Annotated in this window: 13 protein-coding genes; 8 read left to right on the top strand and 5 right to left on the bottom strand. The window is 58.1% G+C overall.

Features of this window, described 5'->3' with window-relative positions; translation table 11 throughout:
- The first annotated feature begins 282 nt into the window (after nt 1-282).
- From AOZ07_RS09345 to AOZ07_RS09315, 7 genes are all read left to right on the top strand, one after another.
- Nucleotides 283-585, top strand: coding sequence for an urease subunit gamma (locus AOZ07_RS09345; RefSeq protein WP_060703395.1), 303 nt, complete (start codon nt 283-285; stop codon nt 583-585).
- A gap of 27 nt (nt 586-612) precedes the next feature.
- Nucleotides 613-948: an urease subunit beta gene (locus AOZ07_RS09340; RefSeq protein ID WP_060701754.1), complete on the top strand. Its 336-nt coding sequence runs from the start codon at nt 613-615 to the stop codon at nt 946-948.
- 2 nt (nt 949-950) lie between these two features.
- Complete coding sequence (gene ureC / locus AOZ07_RS09335; RefSeq protein ID WP_060701753.1) at nt 951-2663, top strand: urease subunit alpha; 1713 nt, start codon at nt 951-953, stop codon at nt 2661-2663.
- Between the two features lie 33 nt (nt 2664-2696).
- Nucleotides 2697-3170, top strand: coding sequence for an urease accessory protein UreE (ureE, locus tag AOZ07_RS09330; protein ID WP_060701752.1), 474 nt, complete (start codon nt 2697-2699; stop codon nt 3168-3170).
- A gap of 76 nt (nt 3171-3246) precedes the next feature.
- Nucleotides 3247-3846: an urease accessory protein UreF gene (locus AOZ07_RS09325; RefSeq protein WP_335334205.1), complete on the top strand. Its 600-nt coding sequence runs from the start codon at nt 3247-3249 to the stop codon at nt 3844-3846.
- 51 nt (nt 3847-3897) lie between these two features.
- Complete coding sequence (gene ureG, locus AOZ07_RS09320) at nt 3898-4509, top strand: urease accessory protein UreG (RefSeq protein WP_060701750.1); 612 nt, start codon at nt 3898-3900, stop codon at nt 4507-4509.
- Nucleotides 4470-5351: an urease accessory protein UreD gene (locus tag AOZ07_RS09315; RefSeq protein WP_075972467.1), complete on the top strand. Its 882-nt coding sequence runs from the start codon at nt 4470-4472 to the stop codon at nt 5349-5351. Before ureG ends, AOZ07_RS09315 begins: the two co-directional genes overlap by 40 nt.
- Here the strand turns inward: AOZ07_RS09315 and AOZ07_RS09310 are convergent.
- The 4 genes from AOZ07_RS09310 to AOZ07_RS09295 are packed head-to-tail and all read right to left on the bottom strand — an operon-like array spanning nt 5348 to nt 10176.
- On the bottom strand, nt 5348-6022 hold the full coding sequence (locus tag AOZ07_RS09310; RefSeq protein WP_257720405.1) for an ATP-binding cassette domain-containing protein: 675 nt from the start codon (nt 6020-6022) through the stop codon (nt 5348-5350). The two genes, AOZ07_RS09315 and AOZ07_RS09310, sit on opposite strands and share 4 nt — an antisense overlap.
- 8 nt (nt 6023-6030) lie before the next feature.
- Nucleotides 6031-7590 carry an ABC transporter permease subunit gene (locus AOZ07_RS09305; protein ID WP_194943632.1) on the bottom strand — a complete coding sequence of 520 codons (1560 nt, stop codon included), beginning with the start codon at nt 7588-7590 and terminating at the stop codon, nt 6031-6033.
- A complete protein-coding gene (locus AOZ07_RS09300) occupies nt 7583-8581 on the bottom strand; it encodes an ABC transporter permease (RefSeq protein WP_060701747.1) in 999 nt (332 codons plus the stop codon). The genes AOZ07_RS09305 and AOZ07_RS09300 overlap by 8 nt, the downstream gene beginning before the upstream one ends.
- On the bottom strand, nt 8566-10176 hold the full coding sequence (locus AOZ07_RS09295) for an ABC transporter substrate-binding protein (protein ID WP_060701746.1): 1611 nt from the start codon (nt 10174-10176) through the stop codon (nt 8566-8568). The genes AOZ07_RS09300 and AOZ07_RS09295 overlap by 16 nt, the downstream gene beginning before the upstream one ends.
- A 117-nt stretch (nt 10177-10293) precedes the next feature.
- Between AOZ07_RS09295 and AOZ07_RS09290 the strand changes: the two genes are divergently transcribed.
- Nucleotides 10294-10638: an ArsR/SmtB family transcription factor gene (locus AOZ07_RS09290; RefSeq protein ID WP_060701745.1), complete on the top strand. Its 345-nt coding sequence runs from the start codon at nt 10294-10296 to the stop codon at nt 10636-10638.
- Nucleotides 10639-10769: 131 nt separating this feature from the next.
- Here the strand turns inward: AOZ07_RS09290 and AOZ07_RS09285 are convergent, their stop codons facing one another.
- Nucleotides 10770-12452: an ABC-F family ATP-binding cassette domain-containing protein gene (locus AOZ07_RS09285; RefSeq protein WP_060701744.1), complete on the bottom strand. Its 1683-nt coding sequence runs from the start codon at nt 12450-12452 to the stop codon at nt 10770-10772.
- Nucleotides 12453-12490: the final 38 nt, after the last annotated feature.

Below are 12490 nucleotides of genomic sequence, written 5' to 3'. Positions count from 1 at the left end.
AGAGTTTTCAGGCGCAGGCAAAAATTGGAAGCAGATGTAATGCATTCTTAATTCGGTGGAAACGGACATGCCGATGACTCGCAATTTTGGGCCGATAAAATCGGCTCTGTCTTGGGGAAATAATTTAAGTCGATGAGTGTTTCATGGCCCGATTTTTTCCCTTCCGCGCACGTTGAGGAGGTCTGCTATTCTTGCCATATCCACACACCTCCCGGCGTATTCTGGCCGTTTCTGAGTACAAATGTGGAACCTCTAAGCAACTCTTGAATGGGGAATATGTCAATGCATTTAACGCCGAGGGAGCAAGAAAAGCTCATGATCGTCGTGGCTGCGGATCTAGCACGCCGCCGCCAATCACGGGGACTGAAGCTGAACTACCCGGAGTCCATTGCCGTCATTACCTATGAACTGATCGAAGGCGCACGCGATGGTCGTTCCGTGGCAGAACTGATGAGTTATGGCACCACTATTCTGCGCCGCGAAGACGTAATGGACGGTATTGCGGAAATGATCCATGACGTCCAGGTTGAAGCGACTTTTCCGGACGGGACCAAACTTGTCACGGTCCACAATCCCATTCGCTAGACCAGGCGGAAACGAAAGGCACGGACAATGATTCCGGGAGAGTACATTCTTCGAGGCGAGCCCATTGCTTGCAACCAGACGCAGAAAACGCTTGAGCTCAAACTCGTAAATCGCGGCGACCGGCCAGTGCAGGTCGGATCTCACTTTCATTTTGCCGAGGTCAACGCGCAGCTCGTATTTGATCGCGACTCCGCCAGGGGATTCCGCCTGGACATTCCAGCAGGAACCGCTGTCCGATTTGAACCGGGAGATGCGCGCACCGTAAATCTCGTGGAATTTTCAGGCGCCCGCCAGGTTCACGGTTTTCGCAATCACGTTGCCGGTCCACTGGACAGCACATCCATGAACGATCAGGAGCGCTAAGCATGAGCTTCGAAATGTCCCGCAAGCAGTACTCGGAAATGTATGGTCCGACAATTGGCGATGCCATCCGGTTGGCCGACACCGAACTGCTGTTGGAAATTGAACACGATTACACCACTTATGGAGAAGAAGTAGTCTTCGGCGGTGGAAAAGTCATTCGCGACGGCATGGGGCAAAACGGCCGGTTGACCAGGGACCAGCAGATCCCGGACACCGTCATCACGAACGTCGTCGTGCTGGACTATTCCGGCATCTACAAAGCAGACGTCGCACTGCGAGATGGCCATATCTTCAAGATTGGCAAGGCCGGCAACCCGGACATATCCGACGGTATTGACATCACTATCGGGGCCGCAACCGAGATTATCGCCGGCGAGCACAAGATCCTGACTGCGGGTGCCATCGATACCCACATCCACTTCGTCTCGCCAGGCCAGGTCGAGACCGCGCTTGCCAACGGCACCACCACCATGATTGGCGGTGGAACCGGACCAGCCGAGGGAACCAAGGCAACCAGCCTGACCCCGGGGCCATGGAACATCTCGCGAATGCTGCAAGCAGTCGAGAACCTGCCAATGAATATCGGGTTCCTGGGCAAGGGCCACGCCAGCGACGAAGCGCCGCTAGTCGAGCAAATCCGCGCTGGTGCTATCGGCCTGAAAATTCATGAAGACTGGGGCGCGACCACGTCATCCATCGACACCTCATTGAAGGTGGCCGACAAATACGACGTGCAAGTGGCAATCCACACCGATACCCTGAACGAATGCGGTTTCGTGGAAGACACCATCGAAGCCATCGCTGGACGAGTCATTCACACCTTCCACACTGAGGGTGCTGGCGGAGGGCATGCCCCGGACATCATTCGCATGGCCGGCTTGCCCAACGTTATCCCCGCCTCGACCAACCCGACATTGCCCTACACGAGCAATACGGTGGACGAGCATCTGGACATGCTGATGGTCTGCCACCACCTGAACCCCGATATTCCAGAAGATGTCGCTTTTGCCGACTCGCGCATTCGTCCTGAGACGATTGCCGCCGAAGACGTCTTGCACGACATGGGCGTCTTTTCCATTACTTCTTCCGATTCCCAGGCCATGGGCCGGGTCGGGGAAGTGGTGCTGCGAACCTGGCAAGTAGCCGATGCGATGAAACGCCAACGCGGAAAGCTGCCCGGCGACCCAGAAGTGGGCGATAACGAGCGCCTGAAGCGCTATGTTGCGAAATACACCATCAATCCGGCCATTGCCCACGGCATCGCTGACTCGATTGGAAGCATCGAGGAAGGCAAGTTTGCCGACCTCGTGCTGTGGGATCCGGCCTTCTTTGGCGTCAAGCCAGATTTGATTATCAAGGGCGGGCTGATTGTCCAGTCGATTATGGGGGACTCCAATGGGTCCATCCCAACACCGCAGCCACGCACGTTGCGACCTAGCTTCGGCTCGATGGGCAGTGCCGTCTATGAAAGCTCGATCACCTTCATGTCCCAAGCAGCCATTGAAGATGGAGTCCCGCAACGCCTTGGCCTGCGCAAAGTCATCCGACCCTGCCACGGCATTCGCGGTCTAACTAAGGCGGATTTGAAACTCAACGGGAACACCCCAGAGATCAAGGTTGACGCGCAGACCTACGAAGTTTTTGTCGACGGAGAATTGGCAACATGCGAGCCATCGACGCAATTGCCCATGACGCAGCGCTACTTCTTGTTCTAGCCGCTGAGGGAAAAGTTTTTGTGAAGGAGAACAATGATTATTGAAAAACTCGTGGGAAATATCCACGAGGATGGCAGCGGACTGCTCGACGGCCGGCATCACGAAAAAGTGATCCTGCCCAGCGCAGACCTGGTCAAGCGAATCCAACGGGTGAGCACTGATCATGGACGGGAATTGGGCCTGCGCTTAGCGCCGGGACCGGACCTGCGCGACGGCGATATTCTGCTCATTACCGATTCGGAACTCATTACGGTGTCGGTATTGCCCACGGATGTGCTGGTCATAGCACCGGAGTCGATCTTTGATATGGGTTTCATTGCCCACTCGTTGGGCAACCGGCATCTGCAAGCGCAATTTTTTGACCGCGAATCCGAATATGGTGCTGAAGTGATGGTGGTGCAGTACGACCACACCGTAGAGGACTTCCTCAAGCATCATCATGCACGCTACGAGCGGCAGGAACGCATCATGCCCGTTCCATTCCGACATGCAGAACACACCCACTAGCTCCGGTCACCTGCTCACCCTGCTGCAACTCTCTGACTCGGCACTGCCTACGGGAGCCTTCAGCCATTCTTTCGGGATGGAATCCTATTTGGAAACTGGGCAAGTGCATGACGAAGCGAGTTTTGCCCACTGGCTGCGCCTGTTTTTGGAGCAATCGTTGACCTACACCGATGGGCTGCTGCTGCGCCTTGCATTCGAAGCTGACAACGACCAGCGCATTATCGAACTGGACCGGCTGATTCATGCGTCGGCTTTGCCCCGCCAACTGCGAATTGCGGCACAGAAGATGGGTGCCCGAATGCTAGCCGTGGCATTGGCCGGTTTTCCCGTGCCACCACTGCGCAGCTATCAGCAAGCCGTCCAGGCAGGAACCGGCACCGGGCATCCGGCCATTGCCTATGCCCTGGCTGCACGCGGCGCCGGTGCGCCGCTTGCCGACGCGCTGAGCAGCTATTTGTTTTCCACCGCGACAAGCTTGACTCAAAACGCCATCCGCGCCATTCCGCTTGGACAGGATGCGGGCCAGCGTGTCATCCGGCAGATGCACGAGACTGTCAACGCTGCGGTTGCCAAAATTTTCACGCTGGATGATCAGGACCTGGGCGTGGCCACGCCCGGCTTGGAAATAGCGCAGATGCGCCATGAGCACCAGCGGGCCCGCATGTTCATGTCCTGATTATTCACCCCGGCCGTTTCTGCGGTCCCAACTGATTCGAGGAATATTAAAATGGAACCAATTCGCATTGGCATCGGCGGCCCAGTAGGAGCCGGCAAGACCCAGCTCATTGAGCGGATCACACGCGCCTTGGATGGCGAGATTTCCATGGCAGCAATTACAAATGACATCTACACGATTGAAGATGCCAAGATCTTGGCTGCCAATGGGGTCCTGCCATTGGACAGAATTGTCGGCATTGAAACTGGCGGATGCCCCCATACCGCCATCCGCGAAGACACCTCGATGAACGAAGCGGCAATCGAAGACCTCATCGCCAAGCACGAAGACTTGCAGGTTATTTTTGTCGAGTCGGGTGGTGATAACCTCTCGGCCACGTTCTCGCCCGAGCTGGTGGATTTTTCCATCTACATCATCGATGTGGCGCAGGGGGAGAAGATCCCGCGCAAGGCCGGGCAAGGAATGATCAAGTCTGATCTGTTCATTATCAACAAGACTGATTTGGCACCCTATGTTGGCGCAGATTTGTCGATTATGGAGTCAGACTCCAAGCAGTTCCGTGGAGATAAGCCGTTTTGCTTCACGAACCTGAAGACCGATGACGGCCTGCAGAAAGTGATTGCATGGCTCAAGCACGATGTGCTGATGACGGATCTTGCATAGTGGTTGGGCAACGGCTAACTGGCGAACTTGATCTGCACATTGAACGCAGGGCAGGCAAGGATATAGCCACTCGCCAGTATCATCAGGGGGCGTTGCGGGTGCTTCGCCCGCATTACCTCGATAGCACTGCGCAGGTTTGCTACTCGGTAGTCAATCCAGGTGGCGGCTACCTCGGCGCGGACAGGTATCGCATAGGCATTGGCGTTGGCTCCTCAGCGAGCCTGCTGCTAACGACTCAATCTGCGACAAAGATCTATCGAACGCCGCAGGGTGAAGCGAAGTCACAGCTGAACATCGAGTTGGCTGAAGACGCTGTGCTGGAGTATCTGCCGGATCAATTAATTGCCTATCGCGACGCCAGCTATCGCCAGGAAACGATCGTGCACATGCACGAGTCCAGTTCTTTGGTGATATGCGAAATCATCACTCCGGGCTGGAGCCCTGATGGCCAGCCCTTCAAATATCAGCGGATCCGCTTGCGGACCGAAGTGCATATCGGCGGTTGCTTGGCGGTGCTTGATAATCTCCTGGTTCAGCCGGATGACCAAGAAGTGGAATCCTTGCTCTATTTGCAGGGATTCAGCCACGTCGGGATGCTCTTGGCCGTAGATTCCCGCATCGATGCCGCCTTGGTTGATGACTTGCGCGTTCAGGCCTATGCCGTAGCGGCGCAACAAGGCGAACCGGTCCATGTGGGGGTTTCCATGACCGCTGCAGCCGGTCTTTCGGTGCGTACCTTGGGCACGTCGACGGAGTCGGCTGCCGCCGTATTGACGTGCATCGTTAATGAATTGCGCGGCCGGTTGCGCGCCCAGGCGCCCGTTGAATTGCGCAAGTACTAGCAAATAGAAGCTTGATGCAGGTCGGCTAGGGGGAGCACCACATCGCAGTATCGAGTCAACGAATTCCGATCGTGGGAAGCGATCAGCACCGCAGCCCCTTCGGCCGCCTTGGTGCGCAATACGCTCAATATGGCGTTGGTAGTAGTTGGATCCAGGGCAGAAGTTGGCTCGTCGCAGAGAATAAGCTTTGGATCCAGGCTCAAGGCCCGGGCCATCAAGGCGCGCTGCAGCTGTCCATCAGAAACTTGGGACGGAAATCGGCCCAACAGGGTTTTGGACAGTTGCACCTGATCGGTCAAGCGAAGCAATTGGTCTTGATAGCGTTGCGGAACAGGCCGGGATTTGCCATCTCGGAAAGCCAAGGGCGCGGTGATTGTTTCTGCCAGCGTCAGTCGTGGATCCGAAAAATTTCTAGGATTCTGGGGCAGCATGCCGATGTTTCTGCGGACTGCCACAGGGATTTTCGACGTGGCAAGCTCTGCGGCGATGGGAATCCCGTCGATGATGATGCAGCCCGCATCTGGGCGCTGTAACAGTGATGCAATTGAGAGCAAGCTGGTCTTGCCCGCCCCCGAAGGAGCAGTCAGGCCCATTATGTGGCCCGCAGGAACTATGAGGCTTGTTGGCGGAAGAATCTGGCGCCCTGCCAGACTCAGCTCTATCGATTCCATTCTCAAGGTCATGTGATGACCTCCCGGTGGTTGATAGGCACCTTTGTGGAAATCAATTGGCCATCCTCCATGGTGTGGATGACTCCGGCCAATTGCTCTGCCAAGTCAAAGTCGTGGGTAACCATTAGAACGATGGCGCCCGCATCGGCTGTTTTCCGCAGGATCTGCGCAACGATCAGCCGGGTATCCTCATCCAGGGCGCTTGTTGGCTCGTCGAGCACAACGCATGCTGGATCACCGGCTAGCCCGAGCGCCAGCAATGCACGCTGAGCTTGTCCGCCCGACAACTGATGCGGGTAGCGATCCAGGAGGTGGGCGTCCAATCCAAATTGCCGCCAGTAGGCCTCAAGGTTCCCGTCGGAGGCCTGTCGCGAATGTTCTCGAAAAGCCCGCGTGAGAGCCTTGCGAATCGTATGCACCGGATTAAGCGCCGTGGCTGCCGAACCGGGAATGAAGACCAGATCGCTGCCCAGGAATTTTCCAGTCCTGGCGTTGGAGCCTGATCGCCCATTGAGCGCCACCGTCGATGATGCCTCCAACAAATCTGGCAACAGCCCGGCAATCGAGCGCAGGAACAGGGTTTTGCCTGCTCCGGAAGTTCCCATCAGAACAGTGATGGTTCCAGGCTCTGCGCTGATTTCTACCTGCCTGACCAGTAGTTGTTCACCGGCCCGCACCGTTGAGCGAGCGCTGAATCCTTGAGTAGGCGTTGGCCCAAATTCAGGGCTGGAGCTGTGCGCTTTGAGCGCTTTCCCAGGCCGCCTGCGAGAAGGAGAACGGCGGCCATGATCTTGTTGGGCCAATTGGGCAACCGCCCAACAGGCAGTGATCAGCACGGTGGACGGGAAAATCAGCAACCACCAGGCACCGGCGAGGATTCCGCTGCGCGCATCCTCTAGAAGCAATCCGAGCGAGGCGGCCTGAGCGGGAAGCCCCACGCCAAGGAAAGACAGGGCTGATTCATGCCACATCGCGTGTGGCACCTGCAGTGCGAAGGCGATTCCAGCTTGCGGCAAAATGGCAGGAATAAGGTGGGTTCTCCATATGGCCAGCGAACTGGCCCCGGACGCTGCGCTGAGCCTGACATAGCCGTTTTCTCGTTCTGAGAGCAGCTTGGCGCGCAGTACTCGGGCCACCTGTGTCCAGTGGGTCAGCCCGATGGAGATGATTATCGCCCAAATCTGTCCGGGCCAAAGCGCCAGGATCACCACAGATAGAAGCAGGTGCGGAATCGCGTTGAGGCCGTCAATTGCACGGCTGATGACACCATCCACGAATTTTCCGGAGGTGGCCGCAATCGTTGCGGCAATGATTCCCATGAGCGTTGCGAAGGTGGCCGAGCCCAGGGCCATTAGCAAGGAAACCCGCAGCGCGGCAGCAGTGCGTACCCACAAGTCGCGTCCCAGCTGATCCGTGCCGAATATGCGCGTTGGACCAGGACGCTGGTAGACGGCGGAAAGGTCCACAGCGCCAACCGCGTTTGGGTTTAGGGCGGGAACAAGAAAGGCATAGGCGAGCAGTCCTGCGCACAACAGAGCGGCCGGCATCGAGACACGGAAATTACGCATGGGCCACCCGGGCATCAGCGATCAGATATGCTGCGTCGGCCAGGGCATTGCCAGCGAATACGGCAAGGGCTGAGCAAGCCGTCACGGCCGCTAGCAGGGCAAAGTCGCCCGCGATGGCCGAATCGATGACAGCCGAAGCAATTCCAGGCCAGGCGAAAATCGTCTCAATGATGAGAGCGCCGGTTATGAGCTCTCCTAATCGGGATCCGATGACGGTGATGAAGGGCAGCAAAGCTTGCGGCAGCGCTTCCTTCAGCAGTATTTGCGATGCTCCTCTGCCGCGGGCTGCGAGAACCGCATCGGAATCCAGCGCTTCAATTAGCGATGCCCGAAGATTCAGCAGCAGCCACGGCAGCAAGCTGAAGGCCAGGACGCTGGCGGGCAGAATGAGATGGACCATGACTGAACCGGGAGTTGGCCTCGTGCCAGCTGCTGCGATGCCTCCCGTGGGCCAGCCCAGGGGGAGGGCAATCATTGCGATTGCCAGCAAGGCCACCACAAATACCGGTACAGACTGAGCGAGCTGGGCGACAGCTTGGGCGAGACGGTCAAGGATCCCATGACGGTATTTGGCGGCGCCGAGGGACAAGAGCAAGGCAGCCAGGATCGCCGTAAGCAGTCCTGTTGCGGTGAGCAGCGCTGTCAGGGGAATACGCTCGGCCAGCACCTGCGTGACCGGTCGCGCAGCTATTACGGAGACTCCAAAATCCCCTTGCAGGGCATGGGAGATCCAATGGGTCCAAACCTGGAGCCAGGATTGGTCAAAGCCAAGTTCCGCGCGCAATTGGTCGCGCAGGTCCAGGCTGGTGTGGGCGTAGCTTGAACCGAGGTAGCTGGCCAAGGGGTTGAATGGCGCAATGCCGGCCAGTGCAAAGACCACCGCTGTGAGGGCGGCAGTTGCCGGTAGCGCGACGAGCATGCGGCGGATCAGCAGCGTGCCAACCAGATTCCAGCGGTGTGCTGCGAAGCGCGCTTTCACTTGTTGGTCCACTGTCCAATTTGCGCCCATGGGCCCCAGGCAGTTCCGTGTTCGTGGGGCTCGAGCAGTGTTCCGGTCGTGTTCCACCGCTGGTGGACGTTGCTGCGCTGGACATAGCTGTGATCCACAAAGGCTATGAGCAGCATGGAGGGATCTTCGATGTAGAGTTCCTGCACTTTTTGGTAGGCGCTGGCTCTGGTTTTCGGGTCCGTGCTGATGCGTCCGGTATGCAGCGCCTGATCCATCAGCTTGTTGGAGTAGTGGCTTGGATTGTCGTAGTAAGCGCCGGCATCGGGGTAGCTCGAGTGCAGCATTTTATACAGCTGGGTATCCACGTCGTATGGCGTATCGCCACCGCCAAGCATGATCGCATCCTTGCCCACTCGGGGTTCCGCCTGATCAAAGGTTGCAGGATTAACAATAACTTTGATTCCATATGCTTCTAATTGCGCAGCGAGGGCCAGCGACAAGTCCCGGCGGAGCGTATCGCCGGGGTTGTAGAGCAGGGTGAATTCCGCGCGTTCTCCGTTTTTGCTGCGCACTCCATCGGCCGCTACGGTCCACCCGGCTTCATCAAGCAGTTGCTGGGCGCGCATCGGATCATGCTCGAAAACGGCCTGCGAATTGTAGTACTTTCCGTATTCTGGGGGAATGAACGTGTACGCAGGGCGCCCGGCACCGGCCAATACGCCAGCAACGATCTCGTCGCGGTCTATCGCAAGGTTCAGTGCCAGCCGGACCTTGGGGTCCTTGGTTAGCGGGTGATCGGAAGGCAGTGAAATGCCACGCCAGTCAGCACTGGTAGCGGTCACCACCTCAAGGCCCTCGCGCTGCGCAAATCCGGCTGCGAGGCGAGCAGGCAAGACGGTGCCGGTGTAGTCAGATCCCGCCATCACTTGTGTGCGTGTATTGTCGTCGGCGGATTCGGTGTAGGAGACTTTCCGGACCGCAGGGGCTCCATCCCGGTAGTTTTCATTAGCGCTTAGCACCAGGGACGAGCTGTCGAAGCTTTCAAGCACGTAGGGGCCGGTGCCTATGGGCTCGCGGTTCAGCGATGACTCGCTGACAGGTGTCCGCTCCTGGATTTTTTCGGACGGGGCGATGCCGATGAGCAGAGAAGTCTTGAAGGACACCTGTGGCTCGTGCAGAATGAAGCGGACGCCATCTGGTCCATGAGCCTCCACGGTCGCGAGGTTTTCCAGGGTTCCGGCTAGGGGAGAAGCGGTGCGCGGCTCCTTGATGGCCCGGTAGCTCGCAACGACATCAGCCGGGTCAAATGGCGTTCCATCGCTGAATTCGATCCCTTCTCGCAAGGTGATGTCCCAGATGAGCCCGTCTGCGGAAATCGAGGGCTCGTCTTGTGCGAGCAGCGGCACGATCCCAGGCAAGGCATCCGGCTCGCCTTGGAGGGTGAAGAGGGATTCATTGATTTTCCCGATGCCGTTGTTATCAAAACCCGCCAGCGGATTGAGCGTGGACGGCAGCGCCGGGGTGAGCAAATTTACGCTGGAATGGACCGATGCGTCCGTGCTGGCTACCTGGCACCCGCTGCAGACAATTACGATGGGTAGGAGAATCGCTGTGGCCCGGGAAATCGGCTGGCGCACGGTGCATGGGTCCTTTCGGAAAAGGTGGGGTGCTTGATGTTCTCAGAATACATGTGTTCGTTCAGACAGATGTCTGTGTGACCCGATGTTTTCCCATCAGAACAGGAGCGGAGAACAGTGGCTGAGATAGAACTGGAAAAAATAGGTTCCGAGGCGCTCTCAAAGGTTCAGGCAACGATTCCCGAGTGGATTGAGGTATTTTCCCTGTGCGCTGATGAAACGCGCATCAGGCTTCTCATAGCGATGCATGCCGCGCCCGGCTCGTCTGTCACCCAGCTGGCTGAAGCGGCCGGCCTGTCGCCGAATACGGTCACCCAGGCCCTTTCGACGCTTCATCGCGCTGGCGTCATTCAAGTGGAGCGGGATGGGAAGTACCGGCGCTGGCGGCTAGTGCACCCGGGAATTCATCAATTGCTGCATCAGCTGCAGGCGCCGCACTCGGTGCTGCACCCCGAGCACTAGCCGTGGGTGCACTAGCCGGCGGTGCACTCACCCGGCGTTGCAGCGAGGCGCAAAAAGCCCTGGCCGCCGATCAACGACACCTTGGTGCTCTTGATCGGCGGCCAGGGCCGCCTTTGACTCGACCTTGTAGCCTAGCGCTTGCGCACTACGCGGGTCTCGTCCCATACCGGTTCTGCTGATTCGTAGACCTTGCCGTCCGAACCGAAGACCAGGAACCGGTCGAAGCTCTTGGCAAACCAGCGGTCGTGGGTGACCGCTAGAACCGTTCCTTCAAATGCATTGATGGCTCGTTCAAGGGCTTCGCCGGAGTGCAAGTCCAAGTTGTCGGTCGGCTCGTCCAGGAGCAGCAAGGTCGCCCCGGAGAGCTGCAGCAGGAGAATTTGGAAGCGGGCCTGTTGTCCACCGGAGAGCGACTCGAACTTCTGCTCGGACTGTCCCGCCAGCCCGTAGCCGTCCAAAGCGCCGGCCGCGGCCTCACGAGGCAAACCGGAGCGATGCTCATCGCCGCGATGCAAAATCTCAAGCAGCGTCCGGCCAAAAAGGTCCGGGCGCGTGTGGGTTTGAGCGAAATAGCCTGGTCTGATCCTTGCGCCGAGTTTAACTGTGCCCTCGTGTTCAACCTTGTCGATCACGATGTCCGAAACTGGCAAGTGCTCGCGCTCCGGGTCGCTGCCGCCGCTGGCAAGCAAGCGCAGGAAGTGGGACTTGCCAGAACCGTTGGAGCCCAGAACCCCCACCCGGTCGCCAAACCAAATCTCGGCGGAGAAGGGCTTCATCAGGTCGGTGAGTTCAAGCTTTTCCGCCACCACGGCGCGTTTGGCTGTGCGTCCTCCCTTGAGCCGCATATTCACATTCTGTTCCAGCGGAATTGCCTGTGGAGGACCAGCCTCCAAGAACTTTTCCAAGCGGGTGGTGGCCGCATGGTATCGATTGGCCATGTCTGAGCGGAAGGCGGCCTTGGTCTTGTACATGTTGACCAGTTCCTTGAGCTTGGCATGCTCTTCGTCCCAGCGCTTGCGCAGTTCCTCGAAGCGTTCGTTGCGTTCTTGCCGGGCTTCAACATAGCTGCCAAATGAGCCGCCATGGATCCAAGCCGTAGCTCCGCCATGCCCTGGTTCCAGGGTGACGATGCGGGTCGCGGCATTATTCAGAAGTTCACGGTCGTGGCTGATGAACAGCACCGTTTTGGGGGAGTTGCGCATCTTCTCTTCGAGCCAGCGCTTTCCGGGGACATCAAGATAGTTGTCCGGTTCATCGAGCAGCAGCAGGTCATCGTTGCCTTCGAAGAGCGCCTCGAGAACGAGGCGCTTTTGCTCGCCGCCGGATAAGGTTCGGGCCAGGCGATGCGAAGCGGCGTCGAATTCCACGCCGAGAGCTGCCATGCAGACCTTGTCCCAGGTGGTTTCCAGCTCGTATCCGCCGGCGTCGCCCCATTCGATAATGGCTTCGGCGTAGCGCATGTGGACTTTTTCGTCCTCGCTGGTGAGCATCAGCTCCTCGTACTTGGCCACCTTTTCCGCTGCTTTGGCCAGCGCGGGAGCTGCGGTGGAAAGCAGGAGTTCCTTGACCGTTGTCTCGTCGCGCACCTGGCCGACAAACTGGCGCATGATCCCCAGCGAGCCGGTGCGGTTGATCGAGCCTTCGTCGGCCTTGAGGTCACCCGCGATGATTTTGAACAGCGTGGTTTTACCCGTGCCGTTGGGCCCTATCAAGGCTGTCTTGGTTCCTGCGGAAACCTTAAAGGTGACACCGCCCAGCAGCTGGGTGCCGTCGGAGAGGAAATACTGGATGTCAGTCACGTCAATATGAGCCACCGAACCATCCTATCCGAGGGGCAGGGTCGTGTTCTGCC

This window comes from Glutamicibacter halophytocola (genome assembly GCF_001302565.1).
GTDB classification, from domain to species: domain Bacteria; phylum Actinomycetota; class Actinomycetes; order Actinomycetales; family Micrococcaceae; genus Glutamicibacter; species Glutamicibacter halophytocola.
The sequence above is the reverse complement of the archived record's forward strand: the minus strand, read 5'-3'. Positions and strand labels throughout refer to the sequence as shown.